Raw genomic sequence first — 18896 nt, forward strand, 5'->3', positions numbered from 1 at the left:
GGGCCGCATGACCGCACCCACCCGCCGGGCTCTGCTTTCCTTCGGTGCCAAGGCCACGGGCCTCGGCCTCGCCGCCGGCGTTGTGGGCTGCGCCCCGCACCCCCTCTATGCGCCGGATGCCTTCGGCAATGCGCCGAAAGGGGCCGAGACCGTCCGCGCCCAACTCCGCCAGGTGCAGGTGCCGCTTCTGGGGGATCGCGAAGGCCAGATCCTGCGCCAGGCGCTGCAGGACCGGCTCTATGCCGGCGAAACCCCGACCTACAGCCGCTACACGCTGCAGGTCTCCATCGGCATCAACCAGGTCGGCCTGGGCGTTCAGGGTGACAGCACCATCACCTATGTCCGCTTCATCGCGACCGCGCCCTGGTCGCTCGTCTCCCAGGACGATCCGAACCACAAGGTGCTGGTCAGCAACATCGCCCAGGCGAGCGACAGCGAAAACGCCTTCGACAACCAGCCCTTCGGCCAGGAACTGGAGACCAACGTCGTCAATGCGCGGCTGGCGCAGTCCATCGCCGACGAGATCGTCACCCGCCTGGCCCATTACTTCACCGTCAGCGGACGCGCGCTTGAAGAAGCCAAGCATAGCGGCTGAGCCGGCGCCCGGGGCCCTCCGGCCGTGAAACTCGACGCGCGCGATTTTGCCGGCCTCTGCCGGGATGCCGCGCGCCTACGGGCTGTTCTGCTCTACGGCCCGGATGCCGGGCTGGTGCGGGAACGGGGAGAGACTCTGGCCCGGGCCGCAGCCGGTGGCCTCGACGATCCCTTTCGCTTTGTCGAACTCACCCGCCCGGATGGCGGCACGCTGGAGCTGGAAGCGACCGCAATCGCTTTTGGAGGCGGGCGGCGCGTCGTCCGCGTTCGCGAAGCGACCGATAGCCTCGCGACCGTACTTCCCGCCCTTTGCCAATTGCCCGACGGCTCGCTGATCATCCTCGAAGCCGGCGAACTCACGCCGCGCTCCAAGCTGCGCGCTTGGGCGGAGAAGGACGGCCACGCCGGGGCTCTTGCATGCTATGCAGAGGAGGGTGCAGCGCTCAAAACCACGCTGCGCGGCCTCTTCGAGACCGAGCAGGTGCAGATCGCGCCCGATGCCCTCGACTGGCTGGTGCAGCATGCCGGCGCCGATCGCGGCATGATCCGCTCGGAGGTCGAAAAGCTCGCCCTCTTCGCCGGGCCCGGCGGCATTGTCGATCTTGAGGCAGTGCGCAGCATCGCCGGTGACCAAGCGGATCTTTCCATCGAAGATGCGCTCTTCGCCGCCGCTCGCGGCGCGACGGCGGAAGCCGACCGCGCGACCGCAACGGCACTTGCCGAAGGCGCTTCGGCCGTCGGCCTGGTGCGGGCGGCGCATGGCCACATGGACAAGCTGGCGCGGATTGCCGCGGCGCGGGAAGCCGGCATGGGCGCGGCGGAGGCGGTAAAGGCGCTGCGGCCGCCCGTCTTCTTCCGCCGGGAACGCGCCATGCTGGAGGCGGCAGAGCTCTGGAGCGCTGCCGCCGTCGATGCCGTGCAGCTCCAGCTGCGTGAGGCCGAGCGCCAGTGCAAGAGCACGGGTCTGCCGGCCGAAGCCATCGCCCATGCCGCGGTTCTTGCCATCGCCCGCCGCGCCCAGCGAATGCGCGGGCGCTGAACCATCGGCGCTCGCGCCCCTCGCATCGACCGGCTCTGTCCACCGGCGCGGCAGCAGGCTAGCCTGGCGCCATGCGCGAATCAGACAAGCCCCTCCGCCAACAGATCGAGGATGCGATGGCGGTGATCCGTCATCAGATCGAGCGTCTGCAGGAGGGCCCCACCCTGGGCGAGCCCGCTGACGATACCAGCCTCATTGCGGAGCTCGAAGCGGAGTACCAGGCGCTCGCGGAAAGGCGTGCCGACCTGACGCCATAGCCGGAGGGTGGGCTCCTCGAGCCCACCCTTCAACGTGCTCAATCCTCGAAAGCCGCCGTCTCCCGGCGCTCGCCGACGAGGAAGGCGTCCGCGACCAGGCGCAGGGGCCGCACGTCGACATGCGATTCCCGCGCCTCCAGCAGGCGCGCGAACATCTCGTAGATGCGCGGATATTCAGCCGGGGGAGCGGCCACCACCTCGGCACCATTGACCGCGAGACGGGCCCCGCCCTCGCTCAGTTCTAGCAGCGTCCCCTCGGTGGTTTCGGCCGTGATGTTCCAGCTCTGCGGGCCTTCCTGCCGCCAGTCGAAGATGGCGGTCAGGTCGGCGCCGGGCACGGGATCAGGGGTCGAGAAGGTCATCTCGGCGCCGATCGGCGTCTGCCGGTTGGCCGGCACTTCGAGCGAAGCGGCGGTCACGAAGAGCGGTTCCGGCGCGATCTCCGTGACGATGGAAAGCGCATTGATTCCCGGATCGAACACGCCGAAGCCACCCGGCTGCCAGATCCAAGCTTGGCCCGGATGCCAGCGCCGCACGTCCTCCCGCCAGTCCACGCGGAGCTTCGCCAGCCGGCGCCCGGCGAGGAGGCGGCGCGCTTCCTCCACCGCCGGATTGAAGCGGGAATGCCAGGTGGTGAAGAAGACGCGGCGCTCGGCCTCCGCAATGGTGGCGAGTTCGGCGATTTCGCCCAGCGTCGCCGCCGGCGGCTTTTCGATCAACACGTCCCGGCCGGCCAGCAGGGCGGCCCGCGCCGTCTCGAACCGCCCGGCTGGCGGCGTGCAGAGGGCGATGGCCGTCACCTCCGGCATCGCCTCGTACAGCGCCTCCTGCGTGCGAAAACTCGGCAGGTCGTTCACGGTGGCGCCGCGGCCGCTGACGATGGCGGCCAGCTCGAACGCCTCGTTGCCGAGGATCGAGGGCACGTGCTGGTCGAGCGCGATCTTGCCCAGACCCATGATGGCGATTTTCTGCGTCACTGACGTCTCCCTGAAGGCGGCCTCGCTCGGGCCTCGTTCAGAATAGTCCGATGATTTGCCCCTGCTCGTCCAGCCCGATCCTTTCGGCGGCCGGCACGCGCGGCAGGCCGGGCATGGTCATGATGGTGCCGGCGAGCGCCACGACGAAGCCGGCCCCGGCGGACAGCCGCACCTCGCGGATCGGCAGCCGGTGGCCCGAGGGCGCGCCGAGACGCTTCGGGTCGGCGCTGAAGCTGTACTGCGTCTTGGCGATGCAGACCGGCAGATGGCCGAAACCGGACGCCGTGATCGCCGACAGGCGCTTCGCTGCCGCGGGGTCGAGGTCAATGCCATCGGCGCCGTAGATTTCACGGGCGACGGTCGCGAGCTTCTCTTCCAGCGGCAGTACGTCCTCATAGATCGGCGCAAAGGCGGCCTTCTTCTCGGTGAGCACGGCGAGCACGGTGCGCGCGAGACCCTCGGCCCCGGCACCGCCATCCGCCCAGTGGGTGCAGGGAACCAGCGTGACGCCCTGCGGCCCGAGTAGGCCTTCGAGCGCCCGGCGCTCCTCATCGGAGTCACTCGTGAAGTGGTTGAGCGCCACCACCACCGGCAGGCCGAATTTCCGCATGTTGGCCACGTGGCGCAGCAGATTCTCCGCCCCGCGCGCGACCGCCGCGACGTTCGGCGTGCCGAGATCCTCCTTGGCGACGCCGCCATGCATCTTGAGCGCCCGGATGGTGGCGACGACGACACTCGCCGCCGGCTTGAGCCCGGCCTGGCGGCATTTGATGTCGAGGAACTTTTCACCGCCGAGATCGGCGCCGAAACCCGCTTCCGTCACCACGACGTCGGCAAGACCGAGTCCGAGGCACGTCGCCATCACCGAATTGCAGCCATGGGCGATATTGGCGAAGGGCCCGCCATGCACCAGCGCAGGCGAGCCTTCCAACGTCTGCACCAGATTGGGCGCGAAGGCATCCCGCAGCAGCGCCGCCATGGCGCCATCGGCCTTCAGATCCCGCGCCGTCACCAGGCTGCCGTCCCGCCGCTCGGCGACGACGATGCGGCCCAGCCGATCCTGCAGATCGGCGAGATCGCGGGCGAGGCAAAAGATCGCCATGACTTCGGAGGCGACGGTGATATCGAAGCCATCCTCGCGCGGGGCGCCGTTGGAGACGCCGCCCAGCCCGTCCACGATGCTGCGCAGCGCGCGGTCGTTCATGTCCATCACACGGCGGAAGCGGATGCGGCGCGGGTCGATGCCGAGGGGATTGTCCCAGAAGAGGTGGTTGTCCAGCATCGCCGCTAGAAGATTATGGGCGGCGGTGATGGCGTGAAAGTCGCCGGTGAAGTGCAGGTTGATCTGATCCATCGGCGCGACCTGGGCACGGCCGCCACCGGTGGCGCCGCCCTTCACGCCGAAACAGGGGCCAAGGCTCGGCTCGCGCAGGCAGATCATGGTCTTGGTGCCGAGACGGTTGAGTGCGTCGCCCAGGCCGATCGTCGTCGTCGTCTTGCCCTCGCCGGCCGGCGTCGGGCTGATGCCGGTGACGAGAATCAGCGCGCCCTCCGGCCGCTGTCTCACCTCTTCCGCGAAAGCCAGGGCGACCTTGGCCTTGGTGCGGCCATAGGGCTCCAAGGCACTCTCAGGGATGCCGGCCTTGGCCGCGATCTCGCCGATCGGGCGCAGCACGGCGGCCCGTGCAATCGCCTCGTCATGACCCATGCTCATCGCCCGTCCCTCACGCTGCCGCAGCCGGCACGCGCCAGCCGAGTTCATCCAATGTCTCGCCCATGGCCGTCACGGCCCGGCGGATTTCAGCCACGCCGATCGCGCCGATCGCACCGATCCGCATGCTCGGCTGCTCCGTGTTGCGGAAGTTGCTGATCAGCACGCCCCGCCGCTTCAGGGCTTCGACGAATCGCTTGAGATCCCAGTCGGGGTGCGCGGGGGCGGCGACGTTCATGATGATGGGGCCCTGCAGGGCGCGCGGCAGGATCGGCCGCAGACCCAGGCTCTCCATACCCGTGTACAGCGCCTCCATGTTGGCGCGATAACGGCGCAGCCGGGCGGCGGGACCGCCTTCCTGCTCCAGCCGGTCAAGCGCCGTGCCGAGCGCCACCATCGCCTGGATGGGTGGTGTGAACCGCGCGGCTCCCGGCTGGTTTTCGAGGCCGTTGGCGTAGACGTCCCCGAGGTCGAAGCTCCAGCTGTCCGCCTTTCCGCGCACCTCAGGCAGGAGCGCCACGGGACAGACGGCCATGCCGAAGCCCGGCAACCCCTCCAGGCACTTGTTGGCGGTGAAGACCATGGCGTCGACCTCGGGGTGGTCCGCGATCGAGACCGGCAGCGCGCCAAAGGCGGAAACCGCATCCAGGATCATCCGCCGGCCCTGGCGCCGCACCACGGCGCCCACGGCCTCCACGTCATGGATGATGCCGGTGCTGGTCTCGCTATAGACCATGCCGAGATGGGTGATGCTGGGATCGGCGGCGAGCGCCGCCTCCACGGCCGCCGCGTCCAGCGGCTCGGTCAGCGACGCGGGCAACACCGTCACCCGCCGGCCCGCTTCGCGCGCCAGGCGTATCATCCGGTCGGAATATTGCCCCGTCGCCGGGATGAGGATGCCGCCGGACGCGCCATGACCGCGGTCGACGGCCGGCAGCACGAAGCTGCGGATCGCCGCTTCCACGATGAAATGGCCCGACCCGGGCAGCGGCAGCGCCACCTCGTGACCGTCGCGGCCACCGGCCAGATCCCGCAGGCGGATCAGCAAGCGGCCGATCTCGTCCCGCACCGCCTGATCCCAGGGTGCGACGTCCCGATCGGCGGCCGCGCGAACCTCCGGATGCGTCGTCACCGGTCCGGGAATCAACAGCAGCATAGGCTCACCCTTTCGTCTCACGCCCTGGTTGCCTTGGCATGGCACGACGGCCAAATCCACCCCACAGTGGCATCGCGGTCGCGGGGATTTGCTGATAAGGAGGATTCCATGACCCTGCCATTCACACTTCCCCCCTGGATGCCTTGGTGGGTGCCGATCCTCATTCTGGTGCCGGCGATCCTCTATGCGCTCATCTTCCTTTTGATGCCGTTCAGCGTTTTCGGGGTCAAAGGCCGCCTCGACGTCATCGAAGCACGACTGGACGAACTGCAGGGGGAGATCCGCATCCTCTCGCTGCGCCTCGGCGAGCCGGGCCGGTTCGTGCGGCCGGACGAAGACGCCTATGATCTGGCGCCGCTCCCGGCGGCGCCGCGTGCCGCGGCGCCCCAGCGTGCGCGTCCCCCGGTGCCGCCGGCCCCCGATCCCTATCGCTATGACGACGACCCCGAGCCCCGGCTGGGCCGGACGGCTCGGCCGGTGAGCCGCGATCGCGAACCGCCGCGCCCACCCCGCGCGGAGCCGCGTTTCGACCGCTGACCCTGCCGGACCGACAGGAAGGAGCCGCCATGCGTATCAGTGCGATCCAAATGAACCCCGGAGCGGACAAGCAGCAGAACATCGCCCAGGCGCGCGACCTCATCCAAGGGGCGCTCAGCGAGGGCCGGCCGCGCATCGTCGCCCTGCCGGAGATGTGGAGCTGCCTCGGTGGTGACCGGGACACCAAGTTCCGTGAAGCCGAAACCTTGCCGCCGTCCGGCTCTAACGAGACGGGCGGACCGGCTTATGAGTTCCTGCGCGAGGTGGCGCGGGCCAACGGCATCCACGTGCATGGCGGCTCCATCGCCGAGCGGGCGGGCGATCTGCTCTACAATACGACGCTGGTCTTCGACCCGGACGGGCAGGAGATCGCGCGTTACCGCAAGATCCATCTCTTCGACATCGTAACCCCCGATGGGCAGGGCTACCGGGAAAGCGCCACCTTCAAGGCGGGCGGCGAGATCGTGACCTTCCGCGCCCATGACATCACCTGCGGCCTCGCCATCTGCTACGACATCCGCTTTCCGGAGCTGTTCCTCGCGCTGCGCCGCGCCGGAGCCGAAGTCATCTTCCTGCCCGCCGCCTTCACGCTGCAGACCGGGCGGGACCATTGGGAGGTTCTGTTGCGGGCCCGTGCGATCGAAACCCAAAGCTGGATCGTCGCCCCCGCCTGCTGGGGCCAGCATCAGGATGCTCAGGGCGCGCCGCACCAGACCTACGGCCACTCGCTGATCTGCGACCCCTGGGGCCTCGTCACCGCCCGCGCCTCAGACGGCACGGGCTGGATCACGGCCCGTGCCGACAGTGCGGTGACGGGCCGCGTGCGGCGGGACATGCCGGTTCTCGCGCATCGGCAGCTGGCGTGAGCGTCTCTCACACGCTCAACCGGGCTGCGGCCCCCCTCGGTCTCGATCAGGTGCTGGGTGGGGAACCGCTGACCCGCATCGCCTTCGTGGCCTCCCCCTCCATCCAGGCGCAGTCCCGGCTCGATCGCCTGGTCGCGCGCTACGGCAATCATTCGGTGGCGGAAGCGCAGGTCGTGGTCGCCCTCGGCGGTGACGGCTTCATGCTGGAGACGCTGCACAGCGTGCTGGGCCGTGAGACGCCGGTCTATGGCATGAACTGCGGCTCCGTCGGCTTCCTCATGAACAGCTATATCGAGGAGGCACTGCCCGAGCATCTGGCCAAGACCCAGGGCGCCGTCCTGCACCCCTTGCGCATGCATGCGGTGACGCAGACCGGCGCGGTCGAGGAAGCGCTGGCGCTGAACGAGGTCTCCCTCCTCCGCCAGCTGCGGCAGACCGCCAAGATTCGCATCTCCGTGGACGGCCGGGTGCGGATGCCGGAGCTGATCTGCGACGGGATCCTCATCTCCACCCCGGCGGGGTCGACCGCCTACAACCTCTCCGCCCACGGGCCGATCGTGCCGCTCTCGGCCAATCTTCTGCCGCTGACGCCGATCAGCGCCTTCCGGCCACGCCGCTGGCTGGGCGCCCTTTTGCCCAGTTCGGCCGACGTACTGTTCGAAATCCTGGAAGAGGACAAGCGGCCGGTCGCTGCGGTCGCGGATTCCTTCGAGGTGCGGCGCGTGGTGTCGGTCGCCGTCAGCGAGGAGCGGGCGATGTCCGTCACCGTCCTCTTCGATCCGGACCAGGGCCTGTCCGAACGCATTCTCACGGAACAATTCACGGCATGAACGACAGACCGGATGACCGCAGCCCGGACGCCGCCGCGGCGCTGCACGCCCTGATCGACACCATGGCACGCCTGCGCGACCCCGTGGGGGGCTGCGCCTGGGATCTCAAGCAGAGTTTCGCGAGCCTCGCCCCCTATGCGGTCGAGGAAGCCTATGAGGTGGCCGAAGCGGCCGAGGCCGGCGACATGTCGGCGCTGCGGGAGGAGTTGGGCGACCTACTGCTGCAAGTCGTCTTCCATGCACAGCTCGCCCGCGAGGCCGGGCTGTTTTCCGTCGCCGAGATCGCCGCGGGCATCAACGACAAGCTCATCCGCCGCCATCCCCATATCTTCGGCGAGGCCGCGCAGCGCGATGCCAGCGCCCAGACCATCGCCTGGGAAGCGCAGAAGGCCGAGGAACGCGCGGCGAAAAAGAAAGCCAGCGTGAGCGCGCTGGATGGTGTGGCCGTCACGCTGCCTGCCCTCACCCGCGCGCAGAAACTCTCCGGCCGCGCCGCCCGCGTCGGCTTCGACTGGCCGAAGATCGAGGATCTGTTCGACAAACTGGACGAGGAGGTGGCCGAGCTGAAGGCGGAGCTGCCTGGCGGCGACCGCGATCGCATCGCAGACGAGATGGGCGATCTGCTCTTCGTCATGGCCAATCTCTGCCGCAAGCTCGGGCTCGACGGAGAGACGGTTCTGCGCGCCGCTAACGCAAAGTTTACGCGGCGCTTCCAGGCCGTCGAAGCCCGGCTCGTCGCTGCAGGATCGAGCGCGGATCAGGCGAGTCTCGCCGAGATGGAAGCGGAGTGGGGCGCGGTGAAGCGCGCCGAGGGAGGCGCCTGAGGCGACGGGCCATGGTACAAGGCCGCATGGACGAAACGCCCGAGCCCATCGCCCCTCCGCCCTCCTCCGTCCCCACGCGCCGCAGGCGGCGCAGGCTGTGGCCGAAACTGCTCATCGGCGCCGTCGTCATCGTGGTCGTCGTCCCCGTGGCGGCCGTAGGCGCCTTCCTGCTGAGCTTCGACCCGAATGCCTATAAGGGGCAGATCGAGTCGGCCGCGGCACAGGCGACCGGCCGGCAGGTGACGATCGCGGGGCCTCTCGCCCTCAAATTCTCCCTCGTGCCGACCATCACCGCCCACGACGTGACGGTCGCGAACCTGACTGGCGGCTCTTCGCCCGCCATGGTCCAGGTTGGCTCCATCGAGACGCGCATCGCGCTGCTGCCGCTGCTGCACCATGCGATCGACATCGAGGCGCTGGTCCTGCAGCACCCGACGATCCTGCTGGAGCGGACGAAGGACGGAACGCCGAACTGGGTCTTCAAGCCGACCGCGCCTCAGCCGGCTGCACCTCAGCCGGCCGAACCTCAACAAGCCGCGCAACCGGTCAAGGTTGAGGCCGGGCACAGCCAGTGGTCGGTGTCCCTCTCGCGGCTCGACATCACCGATGGCACGCTCACCTGGCATGATCTCGCAACCGGGCAGAACGACAGCCTCACCATCAAGAATGCGCGGCTGGCGACGACCGGGCAGGCAGACCAACCGCCGGAAGCATCACCGCTCAGCCTCTCGGCCGACACCGTCTGGCAAGGCCAGGCCGTCACCCTGAAAGGAAGCACGGGGCCGGTTGCGGCGCTGACGGGCCAGGCTGCCGCGACGGATTGGCCGATCGATCTGACCCTCGCCGCGGCCGGCGCCACCCTGACGATGAAGGGCACGGTTGCCGATCCGCAGCACATGCTGGGCTACCGGCTCGCGGTGAACGGGGCGATCCCCGCCCTCGAGAGCGTCACCCCGCTGCTGCCACCCGGCCTCCTGCCCAAGGACGCGCATCTGCCGCCCGTCCATGGCGTCGCCCTGGCCGCGACGGTCACCGATGCCGGCCAGGGCAAGCCCGCCGTCACCAATCTCAGCCTGCAGGCGCAGAACTCCGATCTCGGCAGTCTCTTGCCCGATCTCGCGCTCGACAGCCTCTCCGTCATCACGCCGGCCCTCGACCAACCGGTGACGGTGAACCTGCTCGGCCAGCGCAACGGCCTCGCCTTCACGCTCTCAGGCAGCACGGGGCCGCTCACTGCGCTGATGCCGCCGCCTGTGCCGGCGGCCGCAGCGACACCTCAGCCAAGCAGCGCCGCCCCGGCGCCGGCCGGGCTGCCGGTGGACCTGATGCTGACGGCGGCGCAATCCAGCCTGCACCTGCAGGGTTCGATCGCCGACCCGCTGGCGCTGCGCGGACTCCATCTCGGCCTGACCGCCGCGATCGCCAACCTCAGCACGCTTGGCCCGCTCTTCGGCGCGCAGGCTCTGCCGGCGCTGGTCAGTCTCAACGGCACGGCACAGCTGGCGGACGGCGCGCAAGGCTTGAGCCAGGACTTCACCCTGACGGCGCTCGACCTGACGGCCGCCCAAGGCGATCTCGAAGGCGCTGTGTCGGTGGATTACGCGAAACGCCCCACGGTGCTCGCCAGCCTGCGCTCCGCGCGGCTCGATCTCGACGGCATTCTGAATGCAAACCCGGCGGCACCTCGGTCGGCCGCGCCTCAGCCGGCCCCCCCTGCCACGGCCGCACCGGCACAAGCGGCACCGAAGCCCCAGGGGCCGCGCCGCGTGATCCCGGACGTGCCGCTGCCCGTGGGCTTGCTCCACGCCTTCGATGGTTCGGCCAAGTTCGCCTTCGCCAGCCTCAAGCTCGGCGGCGCCGAATATCGCGCCCTGGTCGCGACAGCGACGCTGGAGAATGGCGTCTTCTCCCTCGCCCCCTCCTCGGTCGTCGTGCCGGGCGGCCAGATCCTCGCGGCTGGCAAGATCGATGCGCAGACCGCCGTGCCGCATGTGACCTTCGCAATGCAGGCTCAGAATCTCGCAGTGGCGCCCTTGCTACAGGCCCTCGGCCTGCCCACGGCGGCGCGCGGCCTCGTCCAGGTCTTCGCCAATCTGGCGGCGGACGGTGCGACGACCCGGGCGCTCGCCGGCAGCATGACCGGCGCCGTCGGTCTCGCCGCCGTCAACGGGACGATCGACGGCCGGGCCCTCGCCCAGATGCTGGCGCCGGCCGTGCAGGCGGCGGGCGTCGTGCCCAGCAACCTGCTGAACCGCGCGGGAGAGGTGCCGCTTTACTGCTTGGCGCTGCGGCTGAATGCGACGCAGGGCCAGGCCAATGTCGCAGCCATGCTGCTTGATACCAGTGCCCTGCAGATGCAGGGCACCGGAACGCTGGATTTCGGCCAGGAGCGCCTTGCTCTAGCGCTGACACCCGAACTCTATATCGGCGAAATGGATCTCACCGTGCCGCTGACGGTGGGCGGCAGCTTTGCGGACCCGCAGGTGGGCAAAGTCGGCAAGGTCGTGATCAACCAGGAAGCAGGGAATGGCGCTCAGGGGCTGAACGGCCTGTTCCAGTCGATCATCGGCGGTGGCCGCAAGGCGGCGCGCGGGGTCTCTCCCGCTTGCGCCCCGGCTCTGGTCCTCGCCCGCAACGGACAGCCGGGGCCGGACGCGACCGCCGGTGGCGATGCCGGGCTGCTGCAGAAGCCGATGAACCTGTTCAACAAGCTGCTGAACGGCCAGTGAGCGGCACCGATTTGGCGAAAGACGGCGACGAGCGATGAAGCGCTTCTGGACGGAAACTGGCACCACCCGAGGGGCTGAGGGCCATGTCATCCTGCTGGATGGCAAGCCGATGCGCCTGCCGGGCGGTGAAGTGCTGACAATTGCGGGCACGGCGCTGGCCGAGGCCATCGCCGCCGAGTGGCGCAGCATGCCGATGCAGGCGGAGGTGGTGCCTGCCCTGCTGCCGTTGACCCAGTTGGCGGCGACCACGCAGTTCCGCATTCCGGCGAAGCGCGCGGAAACCGAAGCCGCAATTGCCGCCTATGGCCGCAGCGATCTGCTCTGCTACCGTGCCGCCGAACCGCCCGATCTGGTGCAGCGGCAGCAGCAGCTCTGGCAGCCTTGGCTGGACTGGGCGACGCGCCGGCACGACGCGCTGTTGCAGGTGACGCGGGGCATCGGCTTCCTTGAGCAACCTGCGACGAGCCTCGCCGCCCTCGATGCCGCAGTCGCCGCGCTGGATGATGCGGGCCTCGCCACGCTCGGCGTGTTGGTGCCTCTCTATGGTAGTCTCGTGCTGGGCCTCGCCGTGATCGACGGCGCGCTCGACGCGGCCGAGGCCTATCGGCTGTCGGTCTTGGACGAGATCTTTCAGGCAGAACGCTGGGGTGAAGATGCGGATGCGGCGAACCGCCGGGCGCAGAAAGCAGCAGAGGCGGCCGACGCCGCGCGCTATCTCGCTTTGACCCGATCAGGTTGATCGCAGGAGGACGGCATGAGCTGCAAGCGCCTCGTGATTTCCGGCCACGTCCAGGGCGTCGGCTACCGCGCTTGGGCGGCAGACTATGCGCAGGCCCATGGCATCGATGGCTGGGTGCGCAACCGACCTGACGGCGCAGTGGAGGCTTTGATCAGCGGCACGGCCGACGCCGTGGAGGAGATGGCCCGTGCCTGCCGCAGAGGACCACGCCTGGCCCAGGTGACCACGATCGCGGAAGAGATCGCCGACCCGCCGGCGGAACCCGGCTTCCGGATTCTCGCCTCGGGCTGACGGATAAATAAAACGCGGTCTCAGGCTTCGGGAGCGGCGACGGCGATCGGGATTTCCCGCGCCTCCGCGGGCACCCCGCGCGCTTCTTCGGCATCCCGCTCCACCGCGTCGCCGCCGGTTTCGTCGGTCGAAACCTGCTGGTCGTCGTGGTTCGCGCGGCGCTGCTGATTCGCCTGGTGCTGCTGTTGCTGCTGCGCCGCGGCCTGGTTCATGGCGCTGACGATGCGGAAGTAATGCTCCGCATGCTGGAAATAGCCTTCGCCCATCACCCGGTCGCCCGAGCTCGTGGCGTCGCGGCCAAGCTGCAGATACTTCTCGAAAAGCTGTTGCGCCGTGCCGCGCACGCGCAGATCGGGCCCATTGCTGTCGAAAACGTGGTTGCGGTTCAGCGGGATTCCGTTGGAACTGGATCCCTGGTGCCGCATTCCGCCGCCATTGCCACCGCCGCCATTGGAGCCGTTTCCACGATGGCCACGGCCCCGCATACGTTTGATGTTCATTATTACGACAAGTCGCTTTCCTGTTAGCAACCTCGCACAGTCCCCGTGACACACAGGGGTGGTGATCGGCCAGGTTGCACGCTTCGGACTTTGGGGCTCGCCGGCAGGCTTCGGATCGGACCAAGTCCGAGCAAGCAAGGCCGGAGAACGGTGGCAGGCAGAAACCGCTGTTGGCTCCTGCACCGCGCAGGCCGCACGCTACCCCGCACCACAGCCGAAGCCAACCGTTTTTTTATCGGTGGGATACAGCCAGAACCCTAGGTTGACCGCCGAGATCGGCGCGCAACGCCCGAACGCCGAGCCCCGCCGCAACCGCGAGCCTCTCCAGGGCCTCAGCCTGGCCGATCCCGAATTCGAACAGGGCGAGCCCCCCGGGATTCAGGTGGTTGGGCAGATCGGCGAAGAGCAGCCGATAGGGATCGAGGCCATCCATCCCGCCATCGAGGGCGAGACGCGGTTCATGATCCCGAACCTCCGGCATGAGGCCCGCGATGTCAGCCGCCGGGATATAGGGCGGGTTGCACAGGATGAGGTCAAACCGAGCAGAGACAGGCTGCCACCAGCGCCCTACGGCAATCGCGCATCGCGGTGCCATTCCGAGGCGGCGGGCGTTCTCCGCGGCGACCGCCGCCGTACGCGGCGAGAGATCGACGCCGAGGCCCCAGGCCTCGGGATATTCGCTGAGCGCCGCGAGCAGCAGGCAGCCGGTGCCGGTGCCGAGGTCGAGGATGCGGCGCACGGCCGCGCGGTCCCGCCGCAGCGCCAGAGCCGTCTCGATCATCACTTCGGAATCCGGGCGGGGCGCCAGCGTATCCTCGGTGACCAGGAAATCGAGGCTCCAGAACTCGCGATGGCCCAGCACATGGGCGGCCGAGATACGCATCGCCCGCTTGGCCACCATTGCCACGTAGGACTCCGCTTCTGCGGCCGTCAGCGTCCCGCCGCGACGGCGGAGGAGACCGGCGAGATCAGCGCCGATCGCCGCGGCAAGCAGGATGCGCGCCTCACGATAGGGTTCTTCGATGCCGGCAGCGCCCAAGCGAGCCGTGGCATCCCGCAGCGTGGCGTCGAGATCGACGGTCACGCCGCCGAGGCGAGGCTGGCGAGGCGCGTCGCCTGATCGTCCGCCACCAGAGCCTGCACCACCTCGTCCAGCTCGCCCATCATCACCCGGTCAATCTTGTACAGGGTGAGGTTGATGCGGTGGTCCGTCACCCGGCCCTGCGGGAAGTTGTAGGTGCGGATGCGCTCGCTGCGGTCGCCGGTGCCGACCTGGGATTTGCGGTCCGCCGCCCGCGTCGCGTGGGCCGTTGCCCGCTCCCGCTCATACATGCGGGCACGCAGGATCTTCATCGCCTTGGCGCGGTTTTTGTGTTGGCTCTTCTCTTCCTGCATCGCCACCACGATGCCGGTGGGGATATGGGTGATGCGGACGGCGCTTTCGGTCTTGTTGACGTGCTGGCCGCCAGCGCCGGACGCCCGGTAGACGTCGATGCGGAGGTCGCTTTCATTGACCTCGACGTCGACCTCCTCGGCCTCCGGCAGCACGGCCACCGTGACGGTCGAGGTGTGGATGCGGCCTTGCGCTTCCGTCGCCGGCACGCGCTGCACCCGATGCACGCCGGATTCGAATTTCAGCCGGGCGAAGACGTTGCGCCCGGTGATGGAGGCGATGCCTTCCTTGAGGCCGCCCAGCTCGGTGTCGGCGTATTCCATGATCTCCCAGCGCCAGCCTTGGGATTCGGCATAGCGCTGATACATGGCGAAGAGCTGTGCGGCGAAGAGCGCGGCTTCGTCCCCACCCGCCGCGGGACGCACTTCGAGGATGGCAGAACGCTCGTCCGCCTCGTCCTTCGGCAGAAGCGCGAGCTGGATCTCATGCTCCAGCACCGGAATGCGCGCCTTGAGCGCCTGGGCTTCCGCTTCCGCCAGTTCGCGCATCTCGGGGTCGGCGAGCAGAGCGGTGGTTTCGCTCAGATGCTGCTCGGTCTCGCGCAGATCACTGATGAGCCCCACCACCTGGTCGAGCTCCGCGAGTTCGCGCGAGGCGCGAACGAATTCCTGCCCCTGCGCGCCGGAGGCGAGCAGGTCGCGCAGCTCCTCGGCGCGCGCCAGGATATCGTCGAAACGGGCCGCGAGGGTCACGCGCCCACCCCCGGCAAGGCACGCAGCGCCTCCACCAGACGATCGAGCGCGACTTCGCTTTGGGTTCCCGAAACGAGGTCCTTCACCTGCGCCACTCCCCGCGCGGCTTCCTCGCCACCCAGGATGACGGCAGCCCGCGCTCCGGTCTTGTTCGCGCGCTCCATCCGGCGGCGGAGATTGCCCTTGTAGCCGATGTCGGCACGCAGGCCGGCCCCCCGCAGCTGTTGCGCGATGCCGAAGGCTGCCTGCTCGGCATCCTCACCCGCGGGAATCACGGCAATGGCGGAGGCCTCCGCCGGCGGCTCGGCGATCAGCATGGCGAGGCGCTCGATACCCGCGGCCCAGCCCACGGCCGGCGTTTCGGGGCCGCCCATCTGCTTCACGAGACCATCGTAGCGACCGCCACCCATCACCGTCCCCTGCGCCCCGAGTGCCGTCGTCACGAATTCGAAGGCAGTGTGGTTGTAGTAGTCGAGCCCGCGGACGATGCGCGGATTGTCGACGAAGGGTATGCCGAGCTGCGTGAGATAGCCGCGCAGCTTGTCGTAGAACGTCGCCGCCGCGGGAGTGAGATGGGCGGCGATGGTCGGCGCATCGGCGACGATCCGGCGATCTCCCTCGTCCTTGCTGTCGAGAATGCGCAAGGGGTTGCGCTCCAGCCGCTGGCGGCTGTCCTCCGAAAGATCGGCGGCGAAGCGGGTGAAATAGGCGACGAGGGCGGCGCGATAGGCGGCGCGGCTCTCGGCATCGCCGAGCGTGTTCACCTCAAGAGTAACATCCTTGGCGACACCGAGATCGCAGAGGATCTGCCAGCCGCAGGCGATGACCTCGGCATCGGCCATCGGTTCGGCGGGGCCGATCAACTCGACACCGATCTGGTGGAACTGGCGGTAGCGCCCCTTCTGCGGCCGCTCGTAGCGGAACATCGGACCGGCATAGAAGACCTTCTGCGGCAGGCTCTGCGTCAGCCCGTTGGTGACCAGGGCACGGCAGACGGCCGCCGTTCCTTCCGGCCGCAGGGTCACGCTGTCACCGCCGCGGTCGGTGAAGGTGTACATCTCCTTGGTCACCACATCGGAGGTTTCGCCGAGGGTGCGCGAGAAGACGCGGGTGTCTTCAAAGATCGGGGTGGACCATTCCTCGAAGCCATAAAGGCCCGAGACATGACGCGCCGTGCTCTCGACATGCCGATGGCGGCGCTGATCCTCGCCGATGAGATCACGGGTACCACGCACGGGCTGCAGGCTGGACAAGGGGAAGGCCTCTTTTCGGAACGTGTGGACAGGCTCTTAAACGAAAAAGGTCCCGCCTCCCTATGCGGGAAGCGAGACCCTTCCTTGTTGGGCCGGGGCGCTACTCGGCGGCGGCGGCCGGGGCCGGCTCGGCCTTCGCTTCAGCAGCCCGGATGGCCGCGGCCTTCTGCTCCACGAGTTCGACGACATGGTCGATCATCGCCTCGCGGTCGACCGTATGGTCCTGCTTGCCGGCGCTGTAGACCATGTGGCGGCCGGCGCCGCCGCCGGTGACGCCAAGATCGGTCATCAGCGCCTCGCCCGGGCCATTCACCACGCAGCCGATGATGGAGAGGGTGAGCGGCGTCTCGATATGCTCCAGCCGCTCTTCCAGAGCCTGGACGGTGCGGATGACGTCGAAGCCCTGCCGCGCGCAGGAAGGGCAGGAGATGATGCGCACGCCGCGATGGCGGAGGCCGAGGGACTTCAGGATCTCCCAACCGACGCGCACCTCTTCCTCGGGTTCGGCCGACAGAGAGACGCGCATGGTATCGCCGATACCCGCCCAGAGCAGAGAGCCCAGGCCGATCGAAGATTTCACCGTGCCGGTGCGCAAGCCGCCAGCCTCGGTGATGCCGATGTGGAGCGGATGGTCGCAGACCTCGGCCAGTTGCTGATAGGCCGCGACCGCAAGGAAGACGTCCGACGCCTTCACGCTGATCTTGAACTCGTGGAAATCGTGATCCTGCAGGATTTTGGCGTGCTCCAGCGCGCTTTCGACCAGCGCATCGGGGTTGGGCTCGCCGTATTTCTCAAGCAGATGCTTCTCCAGGCTGCCGGCATTCACGCCGATGCGAATGGAGCAGTTGTGGTCCTTCGCCGCCTTCACCACCTCGCGCACGCGCTCGGCGCTGCCGATGTTGCCGGGATTGATGCGAAGGCAGGCGGCGCCCGCCTCCGCGGCTTCGATGGCGCGGCGATAGTGGAAATGGATGTCGGCGACGATCGGCACCTTCACCTGCTGCACGATCTCGCGCAGCGCGGCCGTGCTTTCCTGATCCGGGCAGGAGACGCGCACGATATCCACGCCGGCCACCTCGGCGAGACCAATCTGCGCCACCGTGCCGGCGACGTCGGTCGTCAGCGTATTGGTCATGGTCTGGACGCTGATCGGGGCGTCGCCACCCACCTTCACGGGTCCGACGCTGATCTGCCGGGACTTGCGGCGGTCGATCCGCTGATAGGCGCGATAGTTCATGGCTTGCTCCTGTGTCCGCAGACTCCGGCCCGCCTGGGGATCCGTCTCATTGCGCCGCGGGGGTGGTTCCGACCGAGGGGGTGCTGGTCACCGGCGCCGCAGCGGGGACGATGCCGCTGGCCGCCTTGAGGCTGCCGGGGTCGAGCGGAATGTTGTGCAGCACGTGGCCCTTGAGCGGACCGATGACGTTGCCGGAGAGAACGACCTCGGTGCCTTCGGCATTGCCAGTCGTCAGCGTCAGCTGCGGCTGATCGGGGACCGTGTATTTATCCCCAGGATGCAGGATCGTCTGATAGAGGACCTTCCCCTTGGCATCCTTGATCTCGATCCAGGCATCGGCCGTCGCCTGAATGACCATCGGTGCCGGCGCGCCCGGACCCACGGTATCGGTGGCGCTCGTCGCCATGGCCGGGACATTGGCGGAACCCGTCGCATTGCCTGCGGCAGGCGGCACCGCTACGGAGGCGACGGTGCCCGCGCCGGTCGTAGCAGGGGCCCCGGGCGCAGTGCCGCCGTCGCCACCCTCGGCGGCAGGCGTCTCGCTCGCGATCTTGGGCAGCGGCACGGCAGCCGCGGCGGAGGAGGGCGAAACGTCGGAGGCAGGCGGCAGGTTCGCGACCGTCGGATTGGGCAGTGCCGCCGTCCCGCCGGCAGGCGCCGTCGTCGCGGCCGGGGCTGCGGGCGTCGCGCTCGCCACTTTCGGCGCCGGGGGCGGCGCCAGTGGTTCGAGATGGGCAGGCAGCGCCTCGACCGTCTGGGACGGCCGGTCGCTGCGCCCGGAATAGTGATACCAGGCGGCATAGCCGCCGATGGCGATGACGAGGCCGACCAGCACCAACGCCCCCGCAGGCACCCCACGGGAGGGCACGGGGGCCGGGAAGTCCAGCTCGGTCTTGCGGTTCACCTCTTCCCGCTCCGCACGGAAGCGGCGGATCGCCTCGTTCGAATCCAGGCCCAGCGCCTGGGCATAGGTGCGCACGAAGCCCACCGCATAGGCGGTGCCGGGCAGGCTGCGGATATCGCCCTGTTCAATCGCGTGGATATAGGCGGGTTTCAGACGCAGGGCCTCGGCCACGGCATCGACGTCCCATCCCAGCCGCTCGCGGGCGGCACGCAACTCGCCGCCGAGACGGGAGCCCCCATGGCCCGCCATTTCAGGCGCTTCACCCGGGAAGTCTCGATCCATCAGATCCGAGTCTGAACCTTTGTGC

General features: G+C 68.7%; 19 protein-coding genes. 9 read left to right on the forward strand and 10 right to left on the reverse strand.

The window, feature by feature from the left end; all coding sequences use genetic code 11:
• Positions 1 to 7: 7 nt before the first annotated feature.
• Both lptE and holA read left to right on the forward strand, forming a co-directional pair.
• The gene (gene lptE / locus ACYQ6W_RS07955; protein WP_459674626.1) at positions 8 to 595 is read left to right on the forward strand and encodes an LPS assembly lipoprotein LptE; all 588 of its coding nucleotides are present in this window, start codon (positions 8 to 10) and stop codon (positions 593 to 595) included.
• 24 nt (positions 596 to 619) lie between these two features.
• Complete coding sequence (gene holA, locus ACYQ6W_RS07960; RefSeq protein WP_459674627.1) at positions 620 to 1633, forward strand: DNA polymerase III subunit delta; 1014 nt, start codon at positions 620 to 622, stop codon at positions 1631 to 1633.
• Positions 1634 to 1713: 80 nt separating this feature from the next.
• Here the strand turns inward: holA and ACYQ6W_RS07965 are convergent, their stop codons facing one another.
• The 4 genes from ACYQ6W_RS07965 to ACYQ6W_RS07980 are packed head-to-tail and all read right to left on the reverse strand — an operon-like array spanning position 1714 to position 5734.
• The gene (locus ACYQ6W_RS07965; RefSeq protein WP_459674628.1) at positions 1714 to 1923 is read right to left on the reverse strand and encodes a hypothetical protein; all 210 of its coding nucleotides are present in this window, start codon (positions 1921 to 1923) and stop codon (positions 1714 to 1716) included.
• A 5-nt stretch (positions 1924 to 1928) separates the two neighbouring features.
• Positions 1929 to 2867 carry a Gfo/Idh/MocA family protein gene (locus ACYQ6W_RS07970; RefSeq protein ID WP_459674629.1) on the reverse strand — a complete coding sequence of 313 codons (939 nt, stop codon included), beginning with the start codon at positions 2865 to 2867 and terminating at the stop codon, positions 1929 to 1931.
• 37 nt (positions 2868 to 2904) lie between these two features.
• Positions 2905 to 4575, reverse strand: a complete 1671-nt coding sequence (locus ACYQ6W_RS07975; RefSeq protein WP_459674828.1) for a formate--tetrahydrofolate ligase — start codon at positions 4573 to 4575, stop codon at positions 2905 to 2907.
• A 16-nt stretch (positions 4576 to 4591) separates the two neighbouring features.
• Complete coding sequence (locus ACYQ6W_RS07980; protein WP_459674630.1) at positions 4592 to 5734, reverse strand: 2-aminoethylphosphonate--pyruvate transaminase; 1143 nt, start codon at positions 5732 to 5734, stop codon at positions 4592 to 4594.
• A gap of 108 nt (positions 5735 to 5842) precedes the next feature.
• On the opposite strand from ACYQ6W_RS07980, the gene ACYQ6W_RS07985 reads away from it, so the two are divergent.
• The 7 genes from ACYQ6W_RS07985 (at position 5843) to ACYQ6W_RS08015 (ending at position 12550) form a co-directional block, all read left to right on the forward strand.
• Positions 5843 to 6271: a hypothetical protein gene (locus tag ACYQ6W_RS07985; protein ID WP_459674631.1), complete on the forward strand. Its 429-nt coding sequence runs from the start codon at positions 5843 to 5845 to the stop codon at positions 6269 to 6271.
• Between the two features lie 29 nt (positions 6272 to 6300).
• Positions 6301 to 7137, forward strand: a complete 837-nt coding sequence (locus tag ACYQ6W_RS07990; protein WP_459674632.1) for a carbon-nitrogen hydrolase family protein — start codon at positions 6301 to 6303, stop codon at positions 7135 to 7137.
• A gap of 68 nt (positions 7138 to 7205) precedes the next feature.
• Complete coding sequence (locus ACYQ6W_RS07995) at positions 7206 to 7967, forward strand: NAD kinase (protein WP_459674829.1); 762 nt, start codon at positions 7206 to 7208, stop codon at positions 7965 to 7967.
• Positions 7964 to 8791: a nucleoside triphosphate pyrophosphohydrolase gene (gene mazG / locus ACYQ6W_RS08000; RefSeq protein WP_459674633.1), complete on the forward strand. Its 828-nt coding sequence runs from the start codon at positions 7964 to 7966 to the stop codon at positions 8789 to 8791. The genes ACYQ6W_RS07995 and mazG overlap by 4 nt, the downstream gene beginning before the upstream one ends.
• An 11-nt stretch (positions 8792 to 8802) precedes the next feature.
• The gene (locus ACYQ6W_RS08005; protein WP_459674634.1) at positions 8803 to 11520 is read left to right on the forward strand and encodes an AsmA family protein; all 2718 of its coding nucleotides are present in this window, start codon (positions 8803 to 8805) and stop codon (positions 11518 to 11520) included.
• Between the two features lie 34 nt (positions 11521 to 11554).
• Positions 11555 to 12259 (forward strand): ATP12 family protein, encoded by a 705-nt coding sequence (locus tag ACYQ6W_RS08010; RefSeq protein WP_459674635.1) that lies wholly within the window; start codon positions 11555 to 11557, stop codon positions 12257 to 12259.
• A 15-nt stretch (positions 12260 to 12274) separates the two neighbouring features.
• Positions 12275 to 12550 (forward strand): acylphosphatase, encoded by a 276-nt coding sequence (locus tag ACYQ6W_RS08015; protein WP_459674636.1) that lies wholly within the window; start codon positions 12275 to 12277, stop codon positions 12548 to 12550.
• A 20-nt stretch (positions 12551 to 12570) separates the two neighbouring features.
• Here the strand turns inward: ACYQ6W_RS08015 and ACYQ6W_RS08020 are convergent, their stop codons facing one another.
• The 6 genes from ACYQ6W_RS08020 to ACYQ6W_RS08045 all read right to left on the reverse strand — a co-directional run bounded on the left by ACYQ6W_RS08020 (position 12571) and on the right by ACYQ6W_RS08045 (position 18871).
• Positions 12571 to 13050: a DUF4167 domain-containing protein gene (locus ACYQ6W_RS08020; RefSeq protein WP_459674637.1), complete on the reverse strand. Its 480-nt coding sequence runs from the start codon at positions 13048 to 13050 to the stop codon at positions 12571 to 12573.
• Positions 13051 to 13282: 232 nt separating this feature from the next.
• The gene (prmC, locus tag ACYQ6W_RS08025; RefSeq protein WP_459674638.1) at positions 13283 to 14134 is read right to left on the reverse strand and encodes a peptide chain release factor N(5)-glutamine methyltransferase; all 852 of its coding nucleotides are present in this window, start codon (positions 14132 to 14134) and stop codon (positions 13283 to 13285) included.
• On the reverse strand, positions 14131 to 15195 hold the full coding sequence (prfA, locus tag ACYQ6W_RS08030; protein ID WP_459674639.1) for a peptide chain release factor 1: 1065 nt from the start codon (positions 15193 to 15195) through the stop codon (positions 14131 to 14133). Before prfA ends, prmC begins: the two co-directional genes overlap by 4 nt.
• Positions 15192 to 16448, reverse strand: coding sequence for a histidine--tRNA ligase (gene hisS, locus ACYQ6W_RS08035; RefSeq protein ID WP_459674640.1), 1257 nt, complete (start codon positions 16446 to 16448; stop codon positions 15192 to 15194). The genes prfA and hisS overlap by 4 nt, the downstream gene beginning before the upstream one ends.
• A gap of 100 nt (positions 16449 to 16548) precedes the next feature.
• The gene (ispG, locus tag ACYQ6W_RS08040) at positions 16549 to 17685 is read right to left on the reverse strand and encodes a flavodoxin-dependent (E)-4-hydroxy-3-methylbut-2-enyl-diphosphate synthase (protein ID WP_459674641.1); all 1137 of its coding nucleotides are present in this window, start codon (positions 17683 to 17685) and stop codon (positions 16549 to 16551) included.
• A 46-nt stretch (positions 17686 to 17731) separates the two neighbouring features.
• Complete coding sequence (locus ACYQ6W_RS08045; RefSeq protein ID WP_459674642.1) at positions 17732 to 18871, reverse strand: RodZ domain-containing protein; 1140 nt, start codon at positions 18869 to 18871, stop codon at positions 17732 to 17734.
• Positions 18872 to 18896 lie beyond the last annotated feature (25 nt).

Source organism: Acidisoma sp. 7E03 (assembly GCF_054665075.1).

Coding starts and splice junctions, on each gene's coding strand:
- ACYQ6W_RS08020 (WP_459674637.1), bottom strand. CDS start 13,050: ATGAACATCAAACGTATGCGGGGCCGTGGCCATCGTGGAAACGGCTCC.
- ACYQ6W_RS08045 (WP_459674642.1), bottom strand. CDS start 18,871: ATGGATCGAGACTTCCCGGGTGAAGCGCCTGAAATGGCGGGCCATGGG.
- lptE (WP_459674626.1), top strand. CDS start 8: ATGACCGCACCCACCCGCCGGGCTCTGCTTTCCTTCGGTGCCAAGGCC.
- ACYQ6W_RS07980 (WP_459674630.1), bottom strand. CDS start 5,734: ATGCTGCTGTTGATTCCCGGACCGGTGACGACGCATCCGGAGGTTCGC.
- mazG (WP_459674633.1), top strand. CDS start 7,964: ATGAACGACAGACCGGATGACCGCAGCCCGGACGCCGCCGCGGCGCTG.
- ACYQ6W_RS08015 (WP_459674636.1), top strand. CDS start 12,275: ATGAGCTGCAAGCGCCTCGTGATTTCCGGCCACGTCCAGGGCGTCGGC.
- ACYQ6W_RS07990 (WP_459674632.1), top strand. CDS start 6,301: ATGCGTATCAGTGCGATCCAAATGAACCCCGGAGCGGACAAGCAGCAG.
- ACYQ6W_RS08010 (WP_459674635.1), top strand. CDS start 11,555: ATGAAGCGCTTCTGGACGGAAACTGGCACCACCCGAGGGGCTGAGGGC.
- ACYQ6W_RS07985 (WP_459674631.1), top strand. CDS start 5,843: ATGACCCTGCCATTCACACTTCCCCCCTGGATGCCTTGGTGGGTGCCG.
- ACYQ6W_RS07975 (WP_459674828.1), bottom strand. CDS start 4,575: ATGGGTCATGACGAGGCGATTGCACGGGCCGCCGTGCTGCGCCCGATC.
- ACYQ6W_RS08005 (WP_459674634.1), top strand. CDS start 8,803: ATGGTACAAGGCCGCATGGACGAAACGCCCGAGCCCATCGCCCCTCCG.
- ispG (WP_459674641.1), bottom strand. CDS start 17,685: ATGAACTATCGCGCCTATCAGCGGATCGACCGCCGCAAGTCCCGGCAG.